Genomic DNA, 26,008 nt, shown 5'->3' with positions numbered 1-26,008 from the left:
AATGATCAAATTTTGATCGTCCACCTCTTCTTTTCCTCTCCTCCTTCCAACCTATAAAAAAACGCCCCGGGGGCGCTAACTTATTTATGCCTTCTATGTTTAGGTTTGAAAACCCAATTTAGAAAAATAGGGGTCATGACGGTCGTTACAACAACCATTAATACCACAGGAGCAAAAAATGCTGTTCCCATTAGTCCAACTGCCGCCCCTTTACTTGCAACAATTAGGGCAACCTCCCCTCTTGAAACCATTCCAACACCGATTTGCAAGGACTCTTTTTTCGAATAATGACACATTCTCGCACCTAAACCACAACCAATAATTTTAGACACAATCGCAATCACAACGAGCAAAATGGTAAACCAAAAAAACTCATGATTCATTCCTGTCAAATCTACCTGAATACCGATACTTGCGAAAAAAATAGGGGATAATAACATATACGAAATAATTTCGAACCGTGAAGTAATATAAGGAACACAGGGCGAATTCGATAAAATGAGTCCTGCAATAAAAGCACCCGTTATATCGGCAACCCCAAAAAACTCCTCTGCGCAAAATGATAATAACAAGCAAAAAACAAAGGCAATAATCACAAATCGTCGCATATCCTTGTGATAGCCTTTAACCCAATGACTATACACACGGTAAAAGATAATACCCGCTCCAATTGCAAACACGAAAAAAAGAACAATCTTCCCCAATACCATACTGACGTTGACTGAGGCATCTGCACAACTCGTTACAATTGTCAATGCAATAATTCCTAAAATATCATCAATAATAGCCGCCCCTAAAATAGCGTTCCCGGCCCGTGTATTTAAACAACCTAATTCTTTTAAGGTTTCCACCGTGATACTCACAGAAGTTGCTGTTAAAATGACCCCCATAAAGATATTTTGTAAAATGACATTTGCCTCTTCGGGACCACTCTCGTGATTATAAAAAGAAACAAGTAAAAATCCAAGTAAAAGTGGGACAAGCACCCCAAATAGGGCAATAATAAACGATGCCTTTCCTGTCTTTTTCAACTCGGATAAGTCTGTTTCAAGTCCCGCCGTAAACATCAAAACAATCACACCAATTTCAGCAACCTGTTTAATAAAATCCGTTTCATGTAAAACATTTAGCACCGCAGGTCCGAGAAAAAGCCCCGCTAATAACGCCCCTACCACCTGTGGCATTGAGAATTTCTTTGTAAGTAAGCCTAATATTTTTGTACTAAGTAAGATAATAGCGACATCGAATAAAAACTTATACGATAACATCTGTTTCACTCCAATCCCCTAAAGAAAGTTACTCTCTTCCGTTTATTACATCTTTCCTTTTATTTATATGCAATAAAAAGGCATCATCAGAACCTGACGATGCCTTTTTATTAATCTTTGATCTATAAGCCCATTAAAATACCAACAACGGCGCCTAATGCGATAAAGAAAATAGGATGTTTATTGATTTTTGTTGTCATAAAATACATCACTATAAACAATAACGCTGCTTTCCAGTTTAACAAATCAACGACCTGATGGGTAATTTCAAATTGATCGAGCGTTAAGACTGCTATTTTAAAAACTCCAAATCCAGCCACGGCAATAAGCCCAGCTACCGCCGGACGAAGAGCATAAAAGATTGCTTGCACCACTTGGCTTTTTTTAAACTTATTTAAAACATGAGCGACAATAATAATGACAATAACAGACGGTGTGACCAGTCCAACGGTTGCAATGATTCCACCTAAAATACCAGCGGCATTAAATCCTGCGTATGTCGCCATATTAATTCCAATAGGCCCCGGAGTTGATTGAGAAACGGCAATCATATTTCCTAGCATAGCCTCATCAAACCACGTATATTTTCCCGCTAATTCTGATAAAAAAGGTAAAGTTGCTAGCCCCCCACCTACGGCAAATAACCCAATCTTAAAAAACTCTAAAAACAATACTAAATATGTCATTAACGATGTTCCACCTTTCTTCCTTTAACAAATAATCCGATGAGGGCAGCAGCAACCACGATAAAGACAGGTGAAATATTCGTTAAAATTCCAATTAAAATCGTCAAAATGGCAATGAGCAGACAAACTTTGTCTACTACCGCTCCCTTCCATAACTTAATCACCGCTGTAAGAACTAACACACAAACAGCAACACGTATTCCATTAAATGCATGCTGAACAAGCGCAATTTCTGCAAAAGACTGTAAAAACGCAGCTAAAACCATAATAATAACAAGCGAAGGGAAAACAACACCTGAAGTAGCCACAATCGCCCCTAAAATTCCATGATGTTTATATCCAATAAACGTTGCGGTATTCACAGCAATAATCCCTGGGGTACATTGTCCCACGGCATAATAATCCATGACTTCCTCTTCTGTCACCCATTTTTTTGTTTCAACTACTTCCTTTTGTAACATTGGAAGCATGGCATAGCCGCCACCAAAGGTCAAACCTCCAATACGACAAAACGTCCAGAATAAATCAAAATAATCCTTCATCTCTAAACCTCCAAAGCAAAAATTTATTTCGTTGTCTACTCATTTTATAGTCTTTTAACCTCTATTTTATACGGCTTTCCCGTTAAGACTTTCATCAGTTAGAACATAAAATCCTTACTTTTGAAATAAGTAACCAACAATCCCTCCAATTAACACTCCGATTAATTTCATCCATCCAAGATCTAACTCACTGACATTAAACCCATGTGAAACAAGTGATATTAATAAAGTAGAAATAACAAGCCCCCCGATCACACACCGTGACATGTAATCCTTCGTTTCACTTTGTTTATGTTGATCCCTCCGCTTTTTTATTAGTCGTTTACTCTCCAAATAAAATACCTCCTGACAGGTAAATAGATAATTAAGAAACGAAACCATTATAAGCGATATTCCTCAATCTGTAAATATGACAAAAAAAGACACTTAATGAAAACGCTAATTATTTTCATTTTTTATCTTAAGATCCCTTTTTCGACATAGAAAACCACTTACTTATGATCGCCCTGCCTATCCATTGGTGGGGGATTGCCACGATGGTTTTAATCATTCAAAAACTAGTTTTCAATAAAAATAAAAGGAGTCTAGCCCCTCAAGACTAACTCCCTTCAATTCAATGGATAAAAGTTCTACACCTCTCCTCTTATAAAGAATTTTTTGAAGCGAAAAAGGGGACTAAGGATTGGAGTTATAACACGTAGCATCCATTGATTGACGGCTACAGCCCCCATTCCTCTTTTGCAAGCTCACGCATGTAAACAAGCTCTTCATGATGTTGTTCTAATAATTGTTCAACAGTTTCCCGTTCATCAGCTAGAAATTGATTTTTCTTTGTCTCTAAATAATTCATCTTCTCATCCACGTAGACCTCATACCCGATTCCTTGATCAACAAGCGTCACTCCATATTCTTTTATTTCGTTAGCTAATAACCCAGGCCACATAATAATCGCTAACGTATCCTCTAAATTTCCAATCGCTAAATTTCCTGTGAACTGAGGATACTTAGGTAAAGATACCGTATACTGTGCTTGATCCGTTGTTTTGCCATAGGCACTAAAGTATAAATCATACCCTTCACAATAAGGCTCATACGCTTTTTGATTCACATACCATCCCCCATGAAAAATAAGTAGACTAACAACAATTATCCCAATAACTGCATAGACTTTTTTTAACTTCATAACTCAATCACCCGCTCTGCCATTCTCTTTATTTTTTCATCATGTGTCACTAAAATAATCGTTTTCCCTTCTTGATGAAGTTCCTTTAAAATCTGCATAATCCGATTAGCATTTGCCTCATCTAAAGATCCTGTTGGCTCATCCGCTAAAATAATTTCACTTTGTTTAAAAAATAGGCGTGCTAATGCCACACGTTGTTGTTCCCCACCAGATAATGTATATACTTTTTGCTTTAAAACTCCAGAAAGTCCCACCCGTTTTAACGCTTCTTCCATCGTTAAGTTCGTGCGATCTTGCTTACGAATAAGCTTTAAATTTTGTTCAACGGTCTTGTTTTCAACAAGCGCAAAATTTTGAAATAAAAAACCAAGTTTTTTTTGGAAATATTGCATCCTTTGTTTAGGCGTCACAATCGCTTCCCCATCAATCAATAATTTTCCAGAATCAAACGGCTCAATCATCCCAATCATATTTAATAACGTTGTTTTGCCGCAACCACTTACTCCCGAAAAGCAAACAAATTCACCAGATTCTATTTTAAAATTAAAGTTTTCAAATAAAACACGACCTTCAAATCGCTTACTTAATTCAATCCCTTCAATCATATCCGCTCCCCCTTTAAAATGGATGCCATTTTTAATTTTTCTAATTGCTTTGTCTTATATCCGATATAAATCAGTTCAATCACGGTTAGAAAAAGACTCAATCCTATAAAGTAAACGTCTATTTCTATCAATAAGAACTGACCAATAACCATTGCCAGTAAACAACTTATTAATGAAAGAAGTAGTGTTAACCCCACTAAAACTTTTTCTCTTTCAAACAAACTATACCCGAGTGTCTTTTTTAAAACCATTTCCATCGCTTTAAAGCTATATTCTAGCCGTAATACAAATAAAATCATGACACACTCAAGGGCAATCATAAAAATGGACAATAAGGCTGTTAATTTCATACAACGCTTAGCCATCGCCCAATTATACTGATACAACTCATACACATTCGTTTTCTTTAAAATTTGATTTTGTATTCCATAATCCTTAATAAATTCGGAGAATTCCTCATCAGATATATCATACATCACATCATAAGCATAATAGATCGCATTTCCGGTTGGGTCATGTTGAATCGTTGTTTGATTTAAAATGATAACAGGATTTTTTGAATAATGACTGCGATACGTATACATCGGGTCACTAATTCCAAGTAAGCGCACCTCTTCCTCATACGGAATAAACTCAATCAACGACAAATCGGTAAATGCCTCCCCTAAATACATTCGTAGCACCATTTGAAGATACGCTTTAAAACTCGCCTCTTGTTTAATCGATGAAGGGGTGAGAATATAAACCTTCTCCTCCGTACATTGACTTAAAACATCTGCAATCGGACTATTTTGCTTAAGCAACTCATGTTTTGTTTGCTCATTAATTAAACGAACCGTGTGCTCTTCATCTGATAAATCAGCATACATCAAACTCCGATTTTCAAACGTCTGATGAAATTTTTGAATAATCTCACTCGTTCGCTCCCCCGTTAAATCATCTTCTAACCGATAATTAATCTGATAATAAGCATAGTCTTCGTGTGCTTTAAAAAAATCCCGTTGCTGATAATAATCATACCCTTCGACAAAAACAATTAAATTTAACGTGATTAATAACAGTGTAAGAACAAACGTCATAGCTTTTATGCCATAACTCACGAAAAGTAAGCCTTGACCATTTACATCTTTTGCTAAATCTTTTTTTAGCTGATATCTCAAGCTAAACAGCCATAACACACCATTCAGTATCAAAAAGACGGCTAACATCCAAAAACTTAATGTAGACATAAACGTAACATTTGAAACCTTAGATAATAAAAGACTTCCAAGGGCATAACTCCCGCTAAAAACAAATGTATCTGCTAAAATATTTCGCCAAACCAATTGACGAATATCCTCACCTAGCATGTAACGCACCATTCGTTCTTTTTTACTAATTAACATTTCATAAGAGGACATGAGTAAAATAATCGCAAAACTTCCACCCCAAACAAGCACTAAATTCGCTACCGTCTGTTGATCAGAAGAGTAAAGTTTTGGCATCCCCCCCGAATATTTATCAACCAACTGGGTTTTAAAGGCTCGTAATGTTTCAACATCTTCTCCGATAAAATAACAAGATTTCATCTTCTTAATATCAAAAAATTCAGTAATCGGTCGTAACATGACCTCCGTTTTTCCAACAAATAAACTATCATATTCTTGAGTTTTAATTTGGCGATTCTCTAAGCTTTTTAATGCACCTTCTGTTCCATAAATCTTAATTTCCTTTTTTATATCCGATGTTATCTCACCATCTACAAAGAAAAAATCTACATCATAATGTTCGGCCGCTTCTAAAAAATCTGAAATAATCTCTGATGCCTCGGAAGTCGTCTCCTCAAAGACGAATGTTGCTTGATAATAGCTTTCTTGAAATTGATCTAAATGGAAAATAAATAGCTCCCCAGTAAAAATCAAACTCATGGCAATCAAAAGAATCCCAATGAGGTATTTCACCCACTTCACCCGACACACACCCTTCCTTATACACTAAAAGTGCGAATATAACATTCGCACTTTTTCATCTTACCATTCACAACTATAAATCACCGTTTGTCCAGAATGAACCACTTCAAGCTTTGACCATTGACCGCCAAAAGAAGACCTAGAAGTATGAGCCCCTTTTCCATTTTGAATTTTAGCATAATGGCTTGCTGACGGATGATAGGCATACGCCGTATCCTCATTAATTAAAACAGTATTATATCCATACTGCAATTTACTTCCATTACTTCCGGTAGCCGTTTTTTCCCAAGCACTCGTAAAATTGCTAGTTACCGTTTTAGATACTGAACCTGCATGGGCCGTCAACCCCACACCACTTCCTAAAGCTATAACAGTCATTAATGCTAATCCATAGTTTCCGATTTTTCTCATTTCCTAACCTCCATCTTAAATTTTTTAGTTATAGAGTCGTCCTCATTCATCTCTATAACTAAAATCTATCATAGAAACACCCTTATAAATTGTCATTTTATACCTTTTATGATTTAATTTTTTTATTTCATCCTCTAAAAGGAAAGTTTTCTATTCACAAAAATAAAAAACACCCTTCAATCCCTAGAGACTAAAAGATGTTTTTTACTTTATCTCACTAATTAAGCGATGCGATCCATTACAGGAACGATTTGTTTTTTACGAGAAACAACCCCTTCAAGTAACGTTGTATTTTCTGTTAATTCAACGTTGAAAGCTTTCTCAACAATATCTGTACGCTCACCTAAAGCAATAATTTGTGAATTACTATTTAAAATATCTGTGATCACTGCAACAAATAAATTTAATCCTTTTTCATCGATGATTGATTTCATCTCAGCTTCTAATTCTGCTTTACGTGTCATCATATCCTCGATACTTACGACGTTAATTTGTGCAATTTCAACAGTTGATGCTCCCATTGGGAATACTTTTGCATCGATTCCTAATAATTGACCTGCTGTTAAATCTGAAAGATCTGTTCCTGCTTTTAACATTTCAAGCCCATAAGTTTCCACTTCAAGTCCAGCAATTTCTGCAAGCTCACGGCAAGCTTTTTCATTTTGTGGCGTGCAAGTGGGTGATTTAAATAATAAAGAATCTGAAATAATCGCACTTGCCATTAACCCTGCCATTTTAGCATCGATTTCAACGTTATTTTCTTTATACATTTTATATAAAATCGTTCCTGTACATCCAACTGGCTCCGCACGATAGAATAAAGGTTCTGATGTTTGGAAGTTCGCAATACGGTGATGATCCACTACCATTTTAATTGTTGCTTTCTCAATTCCAGTTGCACTTTGATTAAATTCATTATGGTCAACTAAAATCACTTCATCTGCTTCCGTTACACCATCAATTAACTCTGGTGCTTCAACAGAAAAATAATTCAAAATGTATTGTGTTTCTTTATTTAATTCACCTAAACGGCAGGCTTTTACATCCATCCCTAATTTTGTTTGTAAATCCGTCATGACTAATGTTGACGTAATTGAATCCGTATCAGGATTTTTATGTCCGAAAACTAATGTCGTCATTTATTCATTCCTCCTTCTAAAATTTCACTCCTTTTATTTTACACTATCTTCACCTTAAAATTCAATTTTTAAAATAACATTTTAATCTCCAATAAAAATTAGAACCCTCCCGCTAAATAATAATTTCTTAACCTTCCAATAGATGGTTACATAAATGAAGGCTATAAAAAAACGGATAAACTAAATTATCCGTTTTCTATATAATTTCATTTAACCACGTTGTAATTTGAGAATAGACCTGGAATTTTTCTCGTTCATTTAAAATTTCATGTCTCATCTTTGGATATAATGTGTATTGAATATCTAAAAGTCCCGCTTCTTTCATCGCCTCATAGGATTTAAGAACCATTCTTCCATACCCACCAACAGGATCATCTTCTCCAGACAACATAAGAACCGGTAAATCATGTGGCATTCGCTTAATATTTTCCCTATTCGTCATGTATAGCAATCCGGTAAATAAATCTTCAAACCCCGCGGCAGTAAAAATAAAACCACATTTTGAATCTTCACAAAAGGCTTTAACTACTTCATCATCATAACAAATCCAATCACTTGACGTCTTTGCCCCTTTAAGTTGGCGATTAAAAGATCCGTAAGAAAGTTGATAAATTAACATACTACGATGTCGGGATCCCTTTAATTTCTTTATTAATTTTGCAGCAAATTTTCCTAGTTTTAATTGATAGGACGGTTGATGTGCCGTTCCCGTTAAAATTAAACCATTAATCGTTTCTCCATAATCAATCGCGTAATGTCTAGCTAAAAAAGACCCCATACTATGACCAAGCATCACGATTGGCAAGTCTGGATGTTGGGCATGAATCAAATCATTAATGACTTTTAAATCTTCGACCATATCAAACCATCCATTGGTTTCACCAAAATACCCATAATCCTCCGGATTGAGGACAGATTCTCCATGTCCTCGATGATCATTCGCGTACACCACATACCCTAATTCGAGTAAATAGCTAATGAACTGCTCATAACGTTTGGCATGTTCACATGAACCATGCACTAATTGAATGACTCCTCGTGTCCGAACCTCTGATTGTGGCTCGTAAACATAAAGTTCTATATCAAACCCATCTACCATTTGAACCTTCAAGAAAATGGCCTCCTTCGTCTTACATACCTATAATGTACCATAATTCTATAAGGAAACCAACTCCTAAAAATTCGAAATAATTTCATTTTTACCTTTTAACATCAAATGATTGATTTTAATAAAGCCCAGTCAAAAACAAGATTGACATCATTTTATATTTCCCTGTTCACCAATCACCATATCATAAGGAATAAACTTCCCTTCCTGATAAGTTAAATAAATCTCAATTACCCCAAGATGATCCACCATTGCAGTCCCAATAATGACTTGCGAAGATAAAAGACTATAGGCCCCTTTACCTCGTGGCGTCATAATAGGAGATAATCCACCTAGCGGAAGAACTTCCCCTTCTACCCCTTCTCTAGTTTTTCCCTCGCTATCATAATATTTTTGTAAAAATTCTTTATTTTTAAAAGATAAATTGAGTTCATACGTTTGATTAAGCGTATCATTTATGACTTCTACCTGATAATGATCTAAAAATCGAACGCTCCATTCGTATAATTGGTTTAAAGACTGATAATCAAGCAATTGTACAGGCGTTTTATCTTTAAAACTATAAATATAATAATAATTAATATTACCACTTCCACCCGAACTAATTGAGACATAAATATCAGAAATCTCATCTTGATTAAAATCACCTAAAAACAAAGCACTCCCATATCCCCCATTTAGGTCTAAAACTTGCTCAGTCACCTCATTTGTAACCCCATCGACGACCGAAATAGTAATCCCCTCCTGATAAATGGCATCCGGGCTTTTTTTATGTCCAGTTAAATATACAAAATCGTCTATGCCATCTCCCGTTACATCTCCAATCTTGCGATCAAACGTACATATTTGCTCTTCCTGGATAACCATCTCAATTGGTGGGGGAGTCACCGCATCTATAAACATCCTCATCAAATCCTTTCTCATCTTCCATACCATGTTAACAAGAAAATTACCCTCTTCGAAAAATGCCAATCCTACAATCACTCTAGGTGATAAAGTAAAAAATGATGTTATTTTACGGAAGAGAAGAACTTATTTCCTCTTAGAAGTGTGCTTCCCTTTCACACCTTACCTCATGTCATTATAGCAATGGCTTAAAAAGCGCAACAACATTTGGCCTCCTCTTCGAATATAAAATGTCTTTCTTATGCCAATCATTCCTCTGTTTAAGAGCACCGTCACTTCTCCTTTTCTAACCTAGAAAGACAAGTCTTATTCCTTGAAAACAACTGTAATTTTATATAGATTTAGTATGCGCCACTTTAATCCATTTATGAGTCTTCTTCCTATCTTAAATAAAAAAAAGAGGTCTTTTATTAGACCTCTTTTTTGTTAAAATAATGTCATTTGATTGCTTGGTGGACGTGAAGCTGATTTGTTTGGCTTATCCGTTCCAAGTTCCATATCACCAAAGACATTCATCATTTGCATTTTTTCAATCAGCGTTTTAGAAACTTTCCCTCGAGTTTGAACATCCTTAATCGTTTTAAAGGGCTCCTCTTCTCTTGCAGCTACAATTTGTCTAGCCACGTTTTCCCCCAATCCATCCAACGCTGTAAATGGAGGGATTAATGACTTTTTATCGTCAGAAATTTTAAAATCAACGGCCTGTGACTCTTCTAAATTAAAGTTTTGAAAGTAAAAACCGCGTTCTGTCATCTCTAATGCAATTTCAAGTATAGTAACTAAGTTTTTTTCCTTAGGTGTGGCCTCAAATCCCTTTTCATCAATTTCGTCTAAACGTTTTCTAATAGCATCTGGCCCCTTCATCATCGTTTCAATTTCAAAGACATCCGCACGTTTTGAAAAGTACGCACAATAATAATAAATAGGATGATGAACTTTAAACCATGCAATTCGAATTGCCATTAAAACATATGCAGTAGCATGGGCTTTTGGGAACATATATTTAATTTGCCCACAAGACCAAATATACCATTCAGGAATATGATGCTTGCGCATCTCTTCTTCAAACTCTTTCCATCCGTCTGGCACCTTACTCGCCATCCCTTTACGCACAAACTCCATAATCTTAAACGCCAGAGCGGGTTCTAAGCCACCATACATTAAATAGACCATAATATCATCACGACATCCGATAACATTTTTAAATTCAATCTTGCCAAACTTCTCGTATTTCCCAGACACTAAATCGGCTGCATTATTCAACCATACGTCCGTTCCATGAGAAAGACCTGAAATCTTAACTAACTCCGCAAACGTTTTAGGCTTCGTATCTTCAAGCATATTGCGCACAAAAGGAGTTCCAAACTCCGGAACGCCATATGACCCCGTCGTTGAACGAATTTGCTCTGGTGTCACCCCTAATGATTCCGTGGAATAAAATAATTTATAAACTTCTGGGTCGTCGGTTGGAATGTCCTTCGGATCTATTCCTGAAATATCTTGTAAATAACGAATAACCGTCGGATCATCGTGCCCAAGTATATCAAGTTTTAATAAATTGTCATGAATAGAATGGAAGTCGAAGTGAGTAGTTCGCCATTCCGCCGTTGGATCATCGGCAGGATACTGAATTGGTGTCACATCATAAATATCCATATAGTTTGGAACAACAATAATCCCTCCCGGGTGTTGCCCCGACGTTCTTCGCACACCCTCGCATCCTTTTGCTAAACGTTCAATTTCAGCTGTACGCATTTGATGATGCGTATCTTCTAAAAATCCTCTTACATATCCAAATGCTGTTTTTTCAGCGACGGTTCCAATCGTTCCGGCACGGAAGGCAAAGTCATCACCAAATACCTCTCTACAATACAGATGGGCAACCGGTTGGTATTCTCCTGAGAAATTTAAATCGATATCGGGAACTTTGTCTCCCTTAAATCCAAGGAATGTCTCAAACGGAATATCATGTCCATCTTTTCTCATCTTCGTGCCACAATGTGGACAATGTGCATCTGGCAAATCAAACCCCGACTCAGCATTAGCTAAAATCTCCTGAAACTGTTCTTCCTCCGGACGAATTCCGTAGCGATGTTTTTCATCTTCGTTCATTTTAAAGGCCGAAAAAAGACAGTTTGGGCATCGATAATGCGGAGACAACGGATTAACCTCCGTGATATCCATTAAAGTGGCTACAAACGATGACCCGACCGATCCACGAGAACCAACTAAGTAGCCGTCATCAAGTGATTTTTTTACAAGCATGTGAGAAATATAGTAAATAACCGCAAATCCGTTCCCGATAATACTATTTAGTTCTTTAATCAACCGATCAAGAACATACTGTGGCAATTCTTTACCATACCATTCATAAGCTCGTTCATAACACATTTCACTTAAACGGTCTTTAATACTTGGAATCCCCTTATCTTTAAGGAAATCATCTGCCGGTGTAAATAATTCATCTTTAATTGCCTTAATCATTTCACACTGATCGGCGATCATATTTGGATTAATCACAATAATTTCTTTCTGTTTCTCTTCACTTAAAAAGTGAAAATCGTGGTACATTTCATCCGTTGTTCTAAAATGCATACTCGGGATCGATTTTATATCTGGATGATTAAGTGGATGACGCCCTCCCCCAATTGCTGGTGTTCGCGTATATATTTGACGATAAATTTTATCATCACGATTTAAGTGGTGAACATCTCCCGTTGCACAAACTGGAATGTTCAACTCCTCCCCTACTTTAATAATTCGCTCGATGGTCTTTATAATATAATTTGCCATCTCCTTTGAGTTCAAATCAATTAAATGGGAATATACTTCCGGTGGTTGAACTTCTAAATAATCATAGAATTTCGCCTTTTCCTTTAACTCTTCATAAGATTTATTTAAGGCTGTTTCAAAAACCTCACCATTGACACAGCTACTCCCAATAAGTAGCCCTTCTCGATGGGCCTGTAAATAACTACGGCGAATACGAGGTTGCCCATACAAATCGTTTGTCATGGACTGAGAAACAATTTTAAATAAATTTTTAAATCCTATCTCATTTTTAGCCAGGATAGTCACATGCGTTGAATAATCCAATTTAAATGAACTATCATCATCAACTAATTGATTAATTTGATCATGCGTCTTAATCCCTAGTTTCATCATATCCTTTAATAGCAAAATAAAGGCTTGACCTGTCGCACGCGCATCATAAATCGCCCGGTGATGTTGCGTTAACTCTACTTTAAAAAATTTAGATAAAGCTTTTAAGTTAAATCGTTTCATTTTACGCTTAAACTTTTCATCAATAAGGGCATCTGTCGCATAGTTCCAATAAACACCATATTGATGATGATACATGACACGGGCAGCTGCTAGTGTGTCAATCACAGGATTTTCACAGTCTCCTAAATTAAATCGCTCATATGTTGCCTGTAAGTGCCCCATATCGAATGAGGCATTATGCGCAACTAGAATACAACCTTCTGACCATTCCTTAAACCTTCTCATCACATCCTCAAGCTCAGGGGCCTGATCAACATCACTTTGCATAATATGCGTTAACTCAATGGTTTTTAGTGACAGTTTTCGATGAGGATTAGCAAAGTCAGAAAACTCATCAATAATTGATCCATTATAAATTTTTACTGCGGCAATTTCAATAATCACATCATAATTAGTCGAAAACCCTGTCGTTTCCACATCATATACGACATATGTCGCTGAGTTGAGTGAAATATCTTGTTCCGCCCAAGCGATTTTAGGGCGATCTTCAACAAGGTATCCCTCAACTCCATAGATAATTTTAATATCGTTCTTTTTGGCTGCATGATAGGCATCTGGAATGGCCTGAACGACTCCGTGATCGGTCAAAGCAATTGCTCGGTGCCCCCATTTTGCTGCCTGGCTAATATAAGACGAAATATCAGTCACTCCGTCCATCGCACTCATCTTCGTATGGACATGCAATTCCACACGCTTTTCACCCTCAGGTGCTAAATCTTTTCTTTCTTCAACCTTAGCATCAATAAGATTCGCAGCATTGACCATCATGCACAATTCCTTTGAAAAAGTATCAAATTGAATTCTCCCACTGACACGAACCCAGTTTCCCTTTTTCAAAATCTTTGGGACCATTTTCTTTGTTTCATCCGATTTTGCAAACATTTTAATATAAATAGAGTCCGTATAGTCAGTAAATTTAGCAGTTATTAACAGCATCTCACCATTTCTAATATCGCGGGTTTCTGCATCAAAGATATAACCTTCTAACACACACCGACTCATTTCATCATCAATATCTTTACAGTTCATCGGATTCCCTGTAATAGGTCCACCAATCGATGTCTCAGTAACTTCAGGTTCTTTTCGCGAATAGCCTCCTCGTCCTCCTCTAGCTCCTCCTTCATTTCTAAAGGTTGGGCGTTGCGGATTAGGTTCAGTCTCAACACTCTTTTTCACCTCTACGATTGGAGGTAAGGAAGTCTCCCTTCTTGTCAAAATTTCTGCATCAGAAAGAGCATCCTCGGAATAGATAGGACACACTTCTTTTATTGGAAAGCCAAACTGTTCAAATCCACGTTGAATTTTTATCGCGTACTTTTCTTTAATTTCTTGATAATCACGAGCTTCCTTTACTGCAATTTGTAGCTGATCACCTACAACGGTTGCTTTAAAACTTTCAAGACAGCGTATCAATAAATCTTGCCGACTTAAATATTCAATCATTAATGGCCAATACTCCAAAATCTGTTCATCACTCGGACGGCTTAAATAACGAATCGTAAAGCTCGCATGATTAATGGTTGAAATACGACCAAATGTATTTTCAAAATGGGAATAAAACTCATAAAAAGCGGCTGAAACCAATGGTGTATCAAAAGTTAAATGAAAGAGCAGTTCCTGACGTTTTCTAAAAACATCGACTTTTTCAATGAGCTTATTATCGAATAAAAAAAGTTGGTGCTCTGGATATTGAATTTGTTCTAACAAAATTTGCATCTGTTTTTGCATGCGGGGATCCCCCTTTTCTATCTAAACACACAGTCTATATCTACTATATATTTCTCCTATCATCAGATAAGAGACGTCAGATGGTAACTAACCACCCATCATAACTAATCCATTCTATCACTGTTTTCAAATTATTTCATCATCTAATAGAACTGATTTTTTCATGTTTCATTACCATAAATATTTTTTACTTTTTATACCGTATTCATACGATCACATGACCATACACATTAAGTAAAAGCTCTCCTATCACTTATGTATAACATTTCTTCTAGTAGTAAATCATTCAAAAAATTCCTAATTGTATAAATACGACACATGTATCATAGGGCCTATCAGCTTTCATTTAAAAGAAAATATTCTTTCGTTCCTTATATCTTTTTAGGCACACTGCCTTTGACTGAGTCTTTCCGTTTTTTCGATACAAGCCTTAGTTTCAGCTTTATATTACAAAATAGCGACAAATAGCCTTCTAGCCTCTTCAGAGACTCGAATGGTATGTTGGAAAATTTAAGTGCATAAAAAGACACCAAATTGACTTCCATATCCTAATTAATTCCTCATATCAGGCTACTTGTATTAAAATAGCCGATAAAAAAAATTCTCTCAGGGAGAGAATTTTTTAAGCTAATTCCTGATACTTTTCCTTAATAAATGATACAAGTTCTGTAACCTTTACTTCAAAAACTTCACCAGTCTGTCGAATTTTGATTTCCACTAATCCATCACTAATTCCACGACCAACTGTCACGCGAATCGGAAGACCAATTAAATCTGCATCAGAGAATTTGACACCTGCACGTTCTTTACGATCATCTAATAGTACTTCAAATCCAACAGCTTTCAAGTCTTCATAAATTTTTGTAGCAGCGTCTAACTGCTCAGCTTTCTTAACATCAACTGGAATAACATGAATATCAAATGGAGCAATCGACTTCGGCCAAATCATTCCATTCTCATCATTATTTTGCTCAATCACTGCCATCATCACACGGCTAACACCTATTCCATAGCATCCCATGATAATAGGTTGTTTCTTTTGATTCTCATCAAGAAAAACAGCATTCATTGATTCAGAATATTTTGTTCCTAATTTAAAGACATGTCCAACTTCGATTCCTTTTGCATGATCTACCACACCGACACCATCTGGTGATGGAGCACCAACTGGTAAATCTGCAACTTCAATATTTGCCGCGAATGATCCTGTTGTTGAATACACAATTGTGTCTTCTCCAACTTCAGCTAAAGCCATAAACTCCGCTGATTGTGATCCACCGATTTGTCCACTATCCGCTTCTACCATTCTAAATTTTAATCCACAACGATTAAAGATATTAGTATAAGCCTGTACAAATTTATCATACGTTTTATCTAAAGATTCCTGATTTGCATGAAACGAATAGGCATCCTTCATAATAAACTCTCGACCACGCATTAATCCAAAACGTGGACGTGCTTCATCACGGAACTTTGTTTGAATCTGATAAACGGTTAATGGTAATTTTTTATATGAATTTAAATAATCACGTACAACATCTGTAATAACCTCTTCATGTGTAGGTCCTAACGCAAATTCACGGCTATTACGATCAGTTAATCTCATCAATTCAGATCCATAAACAGACCAACGTCCCGTCTCGTCCCATAATTCTTTTGGTTGTAACGCTGGCATTAATAACTCGTTTCCATCAATCGCATTTAATTCTTCGCGAATAATCGTTTCAATATGATGAAGTGAACGCTTCGCAAGCGGTAAATAAGTATAGACTCCAGCTGCAACTTGTTTAATAAATCCAGCACGCAATAAAAATTGATGTGAGCGAATCTCGGCATCACTTGGTACTTCACGCAATGTTGGAATAAACATCATTGATTGTTTCATGTTTTATCCTCCTACAAAATTAAAGATATTTTTACATCCTTAACTTCTTATTTTTTTCATTATCGCATCTTTTCGACCGCTTTTCAATCCTTTTATGCATTAATCAGGCGAATAACATCATTAAACGTCACATAAATGAATAATCCGAAGAATAAAAGTAGTCCCGCCATATGAACATACCCTTCAACACGACGGTCGATTGGACGCCCAATAAGCGCCTCAATTAAAACAAAAACGATTCTTCCTCCATCTAAGGCCGGTAAAGGTAGTAAATTCATAATTCCAATATTAACACTTAAAAAGCCAATCCATATTATTAGCGAAGTTAATCCAAAGGTTGCAATGGTAGATGTCATCGTATAAATTCCAACAGGTCCTGATAAATCATCAATCCCGGCCTCTTTTGTAACAAATAACATTTTAAATGTTTGAAAAATTGATACAAATGCTTCCTTCATTTTAAATACCGCATAGTTAAAACCCGATAAGAGAGATTTTTCATATTCTGTAGAAACCCCAATTGAAGTACTTATTTGCCCCCCATTTTCACTAATTTGAGGGGTAAGCTCTACCGTCTTTGTCTGTCCATCTCTAATGTACGTCACCGTTGTTGAATCCTTGGTAGAAGAAATAGCCTGGGTTAATTCCTCCCAATTTGCTACGGAGTGATTGTTATAAGAAATAATTTGATCACCCGCTACCAATCCGGCCACCTGAGCAGGAGAATTTTCAACAACTCCTCCTAACCTATTTGATCCAGTTGGCATTCCTACTGCAAGACCCACAATAAAAAACAGAACAAATGCTAAAACAAAATTCATTGTAGCTCCTGCGGCCATGGTCGCAAATCGAGCCCATTTTGATTTTGACTCTAGGCAGCGGTCGTACGGGGCAATTTGCTGTACACTTTTTTCAAGGATATAATTTGCATCATGATCAACATCATACCTTTGCACTTCGCCACCTTCTAATGTCAAAGTGATACTTAATGCCTTGTATAAATCTAACTCCTTAATTGTCCCAACGACTTTCTGATTCGTAGGATCTAGAAATATCTTATTAACTTTTCCATTTTGATCAAACTCTAACCCGACGACTTGATCAACCTTAACGATCTCTTTCTCGGCCTCTTCGCCTGCCATTGAAACGTATCACCCGAATGGGATTGCGCGAATAGAATAAGTCGTTTCACCGCGCTTTTTACTCCATACAAGCGGTCCCATTCCTATTGAAAACTCGTGACATAAAATTCCATAATGTTTTGCAACTAAAAAATGTCCTAGTTCATGAACAAGGATAATAACCCCTAAGGCTAAAATAAAGCTTAAAATTCCTATCATCTATCCATCCTCCATTATTCATACTTTTCAGTTATTATACGACGTGTGTTTTTATCAATCTCTATAATGTCCTCTAAAGCTGGACGATCAACCTTGTGGTGATGTTCCAAAGATTCATATACAACTTTCTCAATATCTAGAAAGGAAATTTTATCTTTTAGAAACAAATCAACGGCTGCCTCGTTTGCCGCATTTAAAACCGTCGGACAACTTCCTCCTTCATGTCCAGCCTCATAGGCCATTTTCAAACAAGGAAAACGTTCAAAATCCATTTTTTTAAACTCTAACATGCCTACCTCTTCTAATTTTAAAGATTTAGACTGTTTTAAATCAATTCGCTCGGGGTAACTCATTGCAAATTGAATAGGAATACGCATATCTGGGGTTCCCAAATGAGCAATAATACTTGTATCCTCAAACTCAACCATGGAATGAATAATACTTTGTCTATGGAGAATCGTTTCAATTTGATCATATGGTAAATCAAACAACCAATGTGCTTCAATGACCTCTAATCCTTTATTCATCATGGTTGCAGAATCAATCGTAATTTTGGCACCCATTGACCAATTTGGATGATTTAGAGCCTGTTCACGGGTTACTTCCTTCAACATTTCCCGTGTGTAATCTCGGAATGAGCCACCACTTGCCGTAATAATAATTTTTCTTATTGCCTTTGCATCCTCCCCCTGTAAACATTGATAAATTGCAGAATGTTCACTATCGACGGGTAACAACTTCACTCCATATTTTCGAGCCTTCTCCATCACTAAATGACCCGCAGTAACAAGAGTCTCCTTATTAGCAATTCCAATCGTTCTACGCATCTCAATTGCTTTTAATGTTGGCAATAACCCAACCGCCCCCATAACAGCTGATAAAACAAAATGCTCATCACCAGCAACTGCATCGTATGTTGCGACATTTATTAAACCTTCATCCCCAAATCCAAACTCCACTTCTTTATATTGTTCAGCCAACTGCTTAGCGGATTGCTCACTAATAACAGAAACATAGGCCGGTCTGAATTCATTAATAATCTTTTTTGTTAACTCAATGTTACGCCCCGCGGAAAATGCAACTAAACGGAACTTATCTGGATGTTGTCGAATCACATCTAGTGTCTGTGTACCAATTGAGCCTGTTGCTCCTAATAAATAAATATTTTTCATTTTACATCACCACGTTCAATCCATTAATTAAAATATATAATGCCAATGACGCATATAGATGGCTATCAAATCGATCCAATACTCCTCCATGGCCTGGAAAGAGATTTCCAAAATCCTTAATACCGAATTCTCTTTTCATCGATGATGCGACTAAATCTCCTAATTGCCCCACAACGGCAACAACTAAGCTTATCATTATTAGAATGCCAATATGAGTTGAAATCCCCGTCAAACTTCCAAATAGGGTTCCACCAATCACCCCCAATAGCGTTCCACCAAATGACCCTTCAATCGTTTTATTGGGACTCACACGAGGAGCCAACTTATGTTTTCCAAATTTTTTCCCACAAAAATAGGCTCCTGAATCCGTTATAGCTACTATTAAAATCATAAATAAAAGAAGATTTAATCCTAAAAAGCGGATAAATAAAAGTGCATGAAATGTTAAGCCCACGTAAAAAATGGTTAAGAGATAATAAGATGCATCTTTTAAACTAAAATCTTTACGAATCATTGAAACAAGTAATAGAACAAATAAAAAGATAGCCGGAATCTCTAACCCAAAAGAGGTAACTGCATGATAGTTTAATTGATTAAAATCAAATGAATAAAAAACAATAACCAATGTTGCAATTATAGTGAACAGTTTAATTTCAATCGGCGTCTTAGTCGTTATATCCTTCATTGAAATCATTTCACGTACAGCTACTAACGATAATCCCCCCCCTAAAATAAGAACAGGATAATTCCCATAAACAACAATAGGAACACCGATTAAAACCATGATAATAGCTGTAATAATTCGTTGTTTCATGAATAAATCTCTCCTTTACTTTTTCTCACTTAATCCACCAAAGCGTCGTTGACGACTTTGATAATCAAAAAGTGCCTCATATAACTGTTGCTCTTTAAAATCAGGCCAGGCAATTGACGTAAAATATAACTCAGCATAAGCTAATTGCCATAGTAAATAATTACTAATTCTTAATTCCCCGCTCGTTCTAATCATGAGATCAAGCGGTGGTAAATCATAGGTCATGAGATAGCGATCAATAAGATCCTCACTTATCTCTTCTACTTTTAATTGATGATCTAGAACATCTGTCGCAATCTGCTGAACTGCCTGTTTAATCTCATCCCTTGAACCATAATTTAGTGCAATCGTTAATGTCATCTTCTTATTATTTTGTGTCATTTCCGTAATTTCTAACACTTTTTTCTGTAAATCTTTAGGCAAATCCTCTACATTCCCAATAACCTTTAATCTAATATCATTCTCTATTAATTCTGGCGCAAAATCATTAAAGAATTTAATGGGTAATTTCATTAAAAATTTAACTTCCTCTTCCGGTCGTTTCCAATTCTCCGTTGAAAAGGCATAGACAGTTAACGCCTTAACCCCAATATTTGCACATATTTTTGTAATCTCACGTACATTCATCGCACCCTCTTGATGACCTGCCGTTCGCGGGAGACCACGCTTTTTAGCCCATCTTCCATTCCCATCTAAAATAATCGCAATATGTTGTGGCAAAGGTGCATTTAAAATGCGATTTTTATCTAACTGTGCCTTTTTTTTCTTTTTAAAGAACATTAAAGAAACCGCCTTTCATATATATAACCTATCTTATATATTTTAATACACTTACTTTCTTTTTTCTACCAACATTCCGTAATTATACAAATAAACTTTAACTCTGTCATAAATAAATACCTGCCTTGAAATTTTTTCATAAAAAAAAGCTACTAAAAAATTAGTAGCTTAATTTATATAAAGCCATCTTATGGTGCCACATATATTTAATGACATTCCAGAAAAATCACTCACTGCAGGCTAATGCTTAAGGGCATGTTGCCGAATTTTTTTCTTTATTCTTCGAATTTCTTCCTTCGTCAAGGGTTGAAGCTCACACCCCATCTCGAGAGTGGAATTTCCTTTCTGTTTATTAAAAGATAACTTAATAAACTTACTATCCTTTCCTTTCATTCGAATTTACCTGCAAAATAATTAGTTACTTCTTTTGAAATATCCATAACGTTGTGCGTTTGTTTTCACCCGAGTTTCTACACTTTGGGCCGCACGTTTTTCGTCGCCAACAAATTCAGCACCAAATTCCGTTTGCATTTTAGAAACATCAGGGATTAATGCATTACGAGCTGACTTTTTAAATTTTTTTTCTTCAACCGTCATGTTGCCGCCTCCTCATAACACCATGTGATGACAATACTATTTTGCATTTTTTGTCGAATAATATACTTGGATGTTGAGTGTTTTTTTTTATTTTAATTTGAAATATCCCATTCATAAATATTAATTTCTCTTACACCAAACATATACATTTCTAAATAAATAGGAATATAATAGGTACCCATCCATCGTGCATTTAGTCGTTGACAAGTTCTATTCGATGGAATATTACTCGGTAAACAACTAATGTACAAGTAATTCATCCCATGTGCCTTAGCCACACGTTTAATAAGCTCACACGCTTTTTGTGCATAATGATTTCCACGATACGGAGGATATATTTCATATCCAACGTTTCCCCCATAAAATGTATTCTCATTATAACCAATACGAATATCAATTTTCCCTATTTCATAAGGGCTTAAATGTTTTTTAATTTGAAAATAGTACGTTGGCGCCTTAAACTTCTCTAAATGAGCAGGAACCTTTCTTTCAATAATTAAATCAATTTCTCCGTCTGTTAAATACCCCACATCCTTGAATCTAATCATTATCCCAACACCCCCCTGAATCTTGTTACATTATTCTTTATAATCATACGTCTTTCATTAGAAAAAAATGAAAAAAAGACAATAAAGATTATCTTTTTGGGGATAAAAAAAGCTACCCAACTTGGGTAGCTTTTTTGGTTCTATAATATTTAGTGTTGCTGATTAAGCAGCACTTTTTTCATAGGATAAAAAAAAGAGACTTCAAGTCTCAATCCTGTTACAATGTTATCGACTAAAACAATATTGAAAGGATAAGATTTAATGTCTCACTCATATTTTACTAGAAAACTTTTAAATATTAAAGATAAAAATATTACATTTTCAGAAGATTATCTTGAGGAAGTGAAGTTGAACGGAATTACTAGCTTTATCTTTAAAGGTATTCTTACGTATCAACCGACTCATTGTCAAAAATGCGGAACCCTATTTGATTCAAAATTTAAGAAGCATGGATTTAAAACCTCTCGAATTGTCATTCCAAAAGTCTCTCTTCACGATACCTACTTAGACCTAAAAAAACAGCGTTATTATTGTGGGCATTGCCAGTCTACTTTTACACTAAGTACTTCAATTGTTGAAAAGAACTGTTACATTTCTTATCATACGAAACACGCCATTGCTTTAGAGGCCCAAAATAAAATTTCTGAATGTGATATCGCACGTCGCCATCAGGTCTCTCATTCAACCGTCAATCGAATCATCCATAGCTTTTATGAATCTCAAACCTTAAACCTTAATTATTTACCTGAAAATCTCTGTTTTGATGAATTTAAATCCGTTAAGTCTGCTGAGGGGCATATGTCTTTTATTTTTTGCGATGCTGACTCAAAACAAATCATCGATATCGTTGAAGATCGTCGTTTAAACTCCCTTCAAGCTTATTTTAAACGATACACAAAGGAAGCACGTCATCGAGTAAAAAATATTGTGATTGATATGTACGCTCCTTACATCAGCCTCATTAAGGATCTTTTTCCTCATGCCCAAATTATCATTGATAAATTTCATCTCGTTCAACATCTCTCTCGTGCACTGAACAAAACTCGAATCCGATTCATGAAAAAGTTCAAAAAGCATGGTCGTAAATTCAAACGTTATTGGCGCTTATTTTTAAAATCTCACGCTTTACTTAATACCACCACTTATCGATCAGTTTACTGCTTTAAACAACCCATGCGTGAAATTGATATCTTAAACTTTCTACTTGATTTATCTCCTGAATTAAAAGCAACCTATGATTTATATCAAGAGTTACTTTTCGCTCTTCAGACAAAAAACTTAAAACGATTTAATCATTTACTCGAAACGGAACATCCGCTTGTTTCTCCTGAGTTTCAAACGGCTTTCCAAACCTTTAAAACTTATCAATCCTATATTAAAAATACACTCTCAACTCATTACACAAATGGTCCCATCGAAGGAATTAATAATAAAATTAAGGTCATTAAGCGTATTGCCTTTGGATATCGTAGTTTCTATCACTTTAAATCTCGTATTCTCATGGTTCAAAATCTAACAAAGCCTAAAACGAAAATCCTAGCAGCATAGCTACTAGGATTTCGATTTGAATTTTCGTTGTAACAGGTTACAAATTAATCAGCAACACTATTTGACAAAGAACCGCTTTTTTATGCTAGATAGACATAATATCTTTTTCTTTTTCGTCAGCGACTGCGTCAACTTCTTTGATTTTTTTATCAGTTAATTTTTGAACATCTTCAGTATAACCTTTTAAAGCATCTTCAGTAATTTCACCATTTTTTTGTAATTTTTTAAATTCATCATTGGCATCACGACGAACATTTCGGATTGCAACTTTTGCATCTTCTGCGAATCCTTTAACTTTTTTCGCTAACTCACGACGACGTTCTTCAGTTAAAGCTGGAACATTTAAGCGAATAACTTCACCATCATTATTTGGTGTTAATCCAATGTTTGCTTCATTAATTGAACGTTCAATCGCTGATAACATTGATTTATCATATGGTTTAATTACAAGTTGACGTGCTTCCGGAACTGTAATTTGTGCCATTTGATTAATTGGTGTTGGCATTCCATAATAATCTACTTGAATATTATCTAATAATGCTGCACTTGCGCGTCCAGTACGTAATACTGAAAACTCACGTTTTAAAGAATCAATTGCTTTACTCATTCGAGTATCTGCGTTTGTTAATACACTTTTAGGCATAATTATCTCCCTTTCACGATTGTTCCGATTTTTTCTCCGGCTACAGCCTTTTTAATATTACCAGACTCATTCATATTAAAAACTAATAATTCAATATCATTATCCATACATAAAGAAGCCGCTGTAGAATCCATTACCTGTAACCCTTGATTTAAAACTTCTAGATATGATAACTCATCATATTTAGTTGCTTCTTTATTATAACGTGGATCATCATTATATACACCATCTACGCCATTCTTTGCCATTAAAATTGCATCTGCATTAATTTCTGCTGCGCGTAAAGCAGCTGTCGTGTCTGTTGAAAAATATGGATTTCCAGTTCCACCACCAAAAATAACGATACGTCCCTTTTCTAAATGGCGGATAGCACGACGACGAATATAAGGCTCTGCAATTTGATTCATATGAATAGAAGTTTGCGTACGTGTTTGAATCCCACATCCTTCTAACGCGTTTTGCAACGCCAGTGCATTCATTACGGTTGCTAACATTCCCATATAGTCAGCACTAGATCGTTCCATTCCCATTTCGCTGGCAGTTTTCCCACGCCAAATATTACCTCCACCGACGATAATTGCAATTTCTACACCTATTTCATATGCACTTTTAATTTGTAGTGCAATCTGTTGCACGGTCTCAGCATCAATACCAAACCCTTTTCCTCCTGCTAAAGCTTCACCGCTTAGCTTTAAAACAACGCGCTTGTAAGCCGCCATCAGGACACCCACTTTCCATAACCTTTTAAATTCGAAACAAGGGACACAGAAATGTGCCCCCTAAATATAAATGGTAATTATGCGCGAACTTGGCTCATTACTTCTTCAGCGAAGTTTGCAACAACTTTCTCAATTCCTTCTCCAACTTCTAATCGGATAAATAATTTGATTGTTGATCCATTATTCTTAGCATATTTAGCAACAGTAACATCTCCATCTTTAACAAATGGTTGTTCTAACATACATACATCTGCTAAGAATTTACGGATACGACCTTCTACCATTTTTTCAACGATATTAGCTGGTTTTCCTTCATTTAATGCTTCTTGAGTTAAGATTTCACGTTCTTTAGCTACAACTTCAGCAGGAACTTGATCAACAGTTAAATATTGTGGGTTAATAGCTGCTGCATGCATAGCTGCGTCCTTAGCAACTTCTTCTTTTCCTTCAACAACTGTTAATGCTGCAATACGTCCTCCCATGTGTAAGTAAGAACCAAAGAATTCGTTATCTGCTTTTTCAACAACTGTTAAACGACGTAACGTAATTTTTTCTCCGATTGTTGATGTTGCTTCGATTAACATTGCATCTACTGTTGTTCCATCAACTTCAATTGCTAATGCTTCTTCAACATTTGCTGGTTTGTTAGCTACTAAGATTTTTCCTAATTTATCTAATAATGATAAGAATTGTTCATTCTTAGCAACGAAGTCTGTTTCTGAGTTTAACTCAAAAATAACTGCTGTATTACCATCGATTGCTACTGAGCATAATCCTTCAGCCGCTACACGATCTGATTTTTTAGCTGCTTTTGCGATTCCACGTTCACGTAACCAATCGATTGCAGCTGACATATCTCCATTTGTTTCTACTAATGCTTTTTTACAGTCCATCATTCCTGCACTAGTTTTTTCACGTAATTCTTTAACCATAGCCGCTGTAATTGCCATTATGATTCCTCCTAAGATTTTAATAAAAGTTTAACACCACTTATCGTTGTATCTTTTTGATAATAACAAAAAAACACAAATATTGCAAGCTATTACAATCTTCTTTTTAAAATGAATTCATCTTAAATCATTCATCTATATTCTAGAAGATTTATCTTATATTTATTCATTAAATATAAAACAACTTATTTATTACACATTT

The 26,008-nt window shown here is 35.8% G+C and carries 24 protein-coding genes; 1 reads left to right on the top strand and 23 read right to left on the bottom strand.

Annotated features, from left to right (window positions below; all coding sequences use genetic code 11):
- Positions 1-80 precede the first annotated feature (80 nt).
- The 20 genes from VXM77_RS05275 to VXM77_RS05180 all read right to left on the bottom strand — a co-directional run bounded on the left by VXM77_RS05275 (position 81) and on the right by VXM77_RS05180 (position 21,946).
- A complete protein-coding gene (locus tag VXM77_RS05275) occupies positions 81-1,268 on the bottom strand; it encodes a cation:proton antiporter (RefSeq protein WP_338507300.1) in 1,188 nt (395 codons plus the stop codon).
- A gap of 122 nt (positions 1,269-1,390) precedes the next feature.
- Positions 1,391-1,954 carry a chromate transporter gene (locus tag VXM77_RS05270; RefSeq protein WP_161831680.1) on the bottom strand — a complete coding sequence of 188 codons (564 nt, stop codon included), beginning with the start codon at positions 1,952-1,954 and terminating at the stop codon, positions 1,391-1,393.
- The gene (locus VXM77_RS05265; protein WP_161831679.1) at positions 1,954-2,496 is read right to left on the bottom strand and encodes a chromate transporter; all 543 of its coding nucleotides are present in this window, start codon (positions 2,494-2,496) and stop codon (positions 1,954-1,956) included. Before VXM77_RS05265 ends, VXM77_RS05270 begins: the two co-directional genes overlap by 1 nt.
- A gap of 114 nt (positions 2,497-2,610) precedes the next feature.
- Complete coding sequence (locus tag VXM77_RS05260) at positions 2,611-2,829, bottom strand: hypothetical protein (protein ID WP_161831678.1); 219 nt, start codon at positions 2,827-2,829, stop codon at positions 2,611-2,613.
- A 385-nt stretch (positions 2,830-3,214) separates the two neighbouring features.
- Positions 3,215-3,679 (bottom strand): hypothetical protein, encoded by a 465-nt coding sequence (locus VXM77_RS05255; protein WP_338507298.1) that lies wholly within the window; start codon positions 3,677-3,679, stop codon positions 3,215-3,217.
- Positions 3,676-4,284: an ATP-binding cassette domain-containing protein gene (locus VXM77_RS05250; protein WP_262953723.1), complete on the bottom strand. Its 609-nt coding sequence runs from the start codon at positions 4,282-4,284 to the stop codon at positions 3,676-3,678. The genes VXM77_RS05255 and VXM77_RS05250 overlap by 4 nt, the downstream gene beginning before the upstream one ends.
- Positions 4,281-6,233, bottom strand: coding sequence for a hypothetical protein (locus tag VXM77_RS05245; protein ID WP_262953722.1), 1,953 nt, complete (start codon positions 6,231-6,233; stop codon positions 4,281-4,283). Before VXM77_RS05245 ends, VXM77_RS05250 begins: the two co-directional genes overlap by 4 nt.
- A gap of 60 nt (positions 6,234-6,293) precedes the next feature.
- Positions 6,294-6,644 carry a hypothetical protein gene (locus tag VXM77_RS05240; RefSeq protein ID WP_262953721.1) on the bottom strand — a complete coding sequence of 117 codons (351 nt, stop codon included), beginning with the start codon at positions 6,642-6,644 and terminating at the stop codon, positions 6,294-6,296.
- Positions 6,645-6,865: 221 nt separating this feature from the next.
- A complete protein-coding gene (locus VXM77_RS05235) occupies positions 6,866-7,783 on the bottom strand; it encodes a manganese-dependent inorganic pyrophosphatase (protein WP_338507297.1) in 918 nt (305 codons plus the stop codon).
- 196 nt (positions 7,784-7,979) lie between these two features.
- Positions 7,980-8,894 (bottom strand): alpha/beta hydrolase, encoded by a 915-nt coding sequence (locus tag VXM77_RS05230; protein WP_161832937.1) that lies wholly within the window; start codon positions 8,892-8,894, stop codon positions 7,980-7,982.
- Positions 8,895-9,041: 147 nt separating this feature from the next.
- A complete protein-coding gene (locus VXM77_RS05225; protein ID WP_237659002.1) occupies positions 9,042-9,800 on the bottom strand; it encodes a VCBS repeat-containing protein in 759 nt (252 codons plus the stop codon).
- A gap of 423 nt (positions 9,801-10,223) precedes the next feature.
- Entirely contained in the window at positions 10,224-14,810 is a 4,587-nt protein-coding gene (locus tag VXM77_RS05220) for a PolC-type DNA polymerase III (protein WP_161832177.1), read from the bottom strand.
- Between the two features lie 622 nt (positions 14,811-15,432).
- A complete protein-coding gene (proS, locus tag VXM77_RS05215) occupies positions 15,433-16,695 on the bottom strand; it encodes a proline--tRNA ligase (protein ID WP_161832178.1) in 1,263 nt (420 codons plus the stop codon).
- A 92-nt stretch (positions 16,696-16,787) separates the two neighbouring features.
- Complete coding sequence (gene rseP / locus VXM77_RS05210) at positions 16,788-17,837, bottom strand: RIP metalloprotease RseP (RefSeq protein ID WP_338507295.1); 1,050 nt, start codon at positions 17,835-17,837, stop codon at positions 16,788-16,790.
- Positions 17,838-17,846: 9 nt separating this feature from the next.
- Positions 17,847-18,035 (bottom strand): site-2 protease family protein, encoded by a 189-nt coding sequence (locus VXM77_RS05205; protein ID WP_338507293.1) that lies wholly within the window; start codon positions 18,033-18,035, stop codon positions 17,847-17,849.
- Between the two features lie 14 nt (positions 18,036-18,049).
- Positions 18,050-19,207 carry a 1-deoxy-D-xylulose-5-phosphate reductoisomerase gene (gene dxr, locus VXM77_RS05200; RefSeq protein ID WP_161832180.1) on the bottom strand — a complete coding sequence of 386 codons (1,158 nt, stop codon included), beginning with the start codon at positions 19,205-19,207 and terminating at the stop codon, positions 18,050-18,052.
- A 1-nt stretch (position 19,208) separates the two neighbouring features.
- Entirely contained in the window at positions 19,209-20,021 is an 813-nt protein-coding gene (locus tag VXM77_RS05195) for a phosphatidate cytidylyltransferase (protein ID WP_161832181.1), read from the bottom strand.
- A 15-nt stretch (positions 20,022-20,036) separates the two neighbouring features.
- Positions 20,037-20,801, bottom strand: a complete 765-nt coding sequence (locus VXM77_RS05190; RefSeq protein WP_161832182.1) for an isoprenyl transferase — start codon at positions 20,799-20,801, stop codon at positions 20,037-20,039.
- 414 nt (positions 20,802-21,215) lie between these two features.
- Positions 21,216-21,398, bottom strand: coding sequence for a hypothetical protein (locus tag VXM77_RS05185; protein ID WP_161832183.1), 183 nt, complete (start codon positions 21,396-21,398; stop codon positions 21,216-21,218).
- Positions 21,399-21,490: 92 nt separating this feature from the next.
- Entirely contained in the window at positions 21,491-21,946 is a 456-nt protein-coding gene (locus VXM77_RS05180; protein WP_161832184.1) for a GNAT family N-acetyltransferase, read from the bottom strand.
- A gap of 261 nt (positions 21,947-22,207) precedes the next feature.
- On the opposite strand from VXM77_RS05180, the gene VXM77_RS05175 reads away from it, so the two are divergent.
- Positions 22,208-23,494 (top strand): ISL3 family transposase, encoded by a 1,287-nt coding sequence (locus VXM77_RS05175; protein ID WP_289461271.1) that lies wholly within the window; start codon positions 22,208-22,210, stop codon positions 23,492-23,494.
- Between the two features lie 85 nt (positions 23,495-23,579).
- Here VXM77_RS05175 and frr read toward each other — a convergent pair whose 3' ends face one another.
- From frr to tsf, 3 genes are all read right to left on the bottom strand, one after another.
- Positions 23,580-24,137, bottom strand: coding sequence for a ribosome recycling factor (gene frr / locus VXM77_RS05170; RefSeq protein WP_161832185.1), 558 nt, complete (start codon positions 24,135-24,137; stop codon positions 23,580-23,582).
- A gap of 2 nt (positions 24,138-24,139) precedes the next feature.
- A complete protein-coding gene (gene pyrH, locus VXM77_RS05165) occupies positions 24,140-24,856 on the bottom strand; it encodes a UMP kinase (RefSeq protein WP_161832186.1) in 717 nt (238 codons plus the stop codon).
- Positions 24,857-24,933: 77 nt separating this feature from the next.
- The gene (gene tsf, locus VXM77_RS05160) at positions 24,934-25,806 is read right to left on the bottom strand and encodes a translation elongation factor Ts (protein ID WP_161832187.1); all 873 of its coding nucleotides are present in this window, start codon (positions 25,804-25,806) and stop codon (positions 24,934-24,936) included.
- Positions 25,807-26,008 lie beyond the last annotated feature (202 nt).

The sequence above is a fragment of the Turicibacter sp. KK003 genome (assembly GCF_037014675.1).
Taxonomy (GTDB): domain Bacteria; phylum Bacillota_I; class Bacilli_A; order MOL361; family Turicibacteraceae; genus Turicibacter; species Turicibacter faecis.
This window is presented reverse-complemented; position numbering and strand designations above follow the sequence as displayed.

What these genes read in the sequence shown, in the direction of transcription:
- proS (WP_161832178.1), bottom strand. Translation starts at nt 16,695, where the DNA reads ATGAAACAATCAATGATGTTTATTCCAACATTGCGTGAAGTACCAAGT.
- VXM77_RS05270 (WP_161831680.1), bottom strand. Translation starts at nt 1,954, where the DNA reads ATGACATATTTAGTATTGTTTTTAGAGTTTTTTAAGATTGGGTTATTT.
- VXM77_RS05185 (WP_161832183.1), bottom strand. Translation starts at nt 21,398, where the DNA reads ATGACGGTTGAAGAAAAAAAATTTAAAAAGTCAGCTCGTAATGCATTA.
- VXM77_RS05250 (WP_262953723.1), bottom strand. Translation starts at nt 4,284, where the DNA reads ATGATTGAAGGGATTGAATTAAGTAAGCGATTTGAAGGTCGTGTTTTA.
- VXM77_RS05255 (WP_338507298.1), bottom strand. Translation starts at nt 3,679, where the DNA reads ATGAAGTTAAAAAAAGTCTATGCAGTTATTGGGATAATTGTTGTTAGT.
- pyrH (WP_161832186.1), bottom strand. Translation starts at nt 24,856, where the DNA reads ATGGCGGCTTACAAGCGCGTTGTTTTAAAGCTAAGCGGTGAAGCTTTA.
- VXM77_RS05235 (WP_338507297.1), bottom strand. Translation starts at nt 7,783, where the DNA reads ATGACGACATTAGTTTTCGGACATAAAAATCCTGATACGGATTCAATT.
- VXM77_RS05180 (WP_161832184.1), bottom strand. Translation starts at nt 21,946, where the DNA reads ATGATTAGATTCAAGGATGTGGGGTATTTAACAGACGGAGAAATTGAT.
- tsf (WP_161832187.1), bottom strand. Translation starts at nt 25,806, where the DNA reads ATGGCAATTACAGCGGCTATGGTTAAAGAATTACGTGAAAAAACTAGT.
- VXM77_RS05220 (WP_161832177.1), bottom strand. Translation starts at nt 14,810, where the DNA reads ATGCAAAAACAGATGCAAATTTTGTTAGAACAAATTCAATATCCAGAG.
- frr (WP_161832185.1), bottom strand. Translation starts at nt 24,137, where the DNA reads ATGCCTAAAAGTGTATTAACAAACGCAGATACTCGAATGAGTAAAGCA.
- VXM77_RS05225 (WP_237659002.1), bottom strand. Translation starts at nt 9,800, where the DNA reads ATGAGGATGTTTATAGATGCGGTGACTCCCCCACCAATTGAGATGGTT.
- VXM77_RS05190 (WP_161832182.1), bottom strand. Translation starts at nt 20,801, where the DNA reads ATGTTCTTTAAAAAGAAAAAAAAGGCACAGTTAGATAAAAATCGCATT.
- VXM77_RS05195 (WP_161832181.1), bottom strand. Translation starts at nt 20,021, where the DNA reads ATGAAACAACGAATTATTACAGCTATTATCATGGTTTTAATCGGTGTT.
- VXM77_RS05240 (WP_262953721.1), bottom strand. Translation starts at nt 6,644, where the DNA reads ATGAGAAAAATCGGAAACTATGGATTAGCATTAATGACTGTTATAGCT.
- rseP (WP_338507295.1), bottom strand. Translation starts at nt 17,837, where the DNA reads ATGGCAGGCGAAGAGGCCGAGAAAGAGATCGTTAAGGTTGATCAAGTC.
- VXM77_RS05205 (WP_338507293.1), bottom strand. Translation starts at nt 18,035, where the DNA reads ATGATAGGAATTTTAAGCTTTATTTTAGCCTTAGGGGTTATTATCCTT.
- dxr (WP_161832180.1), bottom strand. Translation starts at nt 19,207, where the DNA reads ATGAAAAATATTTATTTATTAGGAGCAACAGGCTCAATTGGTACACAG.
- VXM77_RS05265 (WP_161831679.1), bottom strand. Translation starts at nt 2,496, where the DNA reads ATGAAGGATTATTTTGATTTATTCTGGACGTTTTGTCGTATTGGAGGT.
- VXM77_RS05175 (WP_289461271.1), top strand. Translation starts at nt 22,208, where the DNA reads ATGTCTCACTCATATTTTACTAGAAAACTTTTAAATATTAAAGATAAA.
- VXM77_RS05275 (WP_338507300.1), bottom strand. Translation starts at nt 1,268, where the DNA reads ATGTTATCGTATAAGTTTTTATTCGATGTCGCTATTATCTTACTTAGT.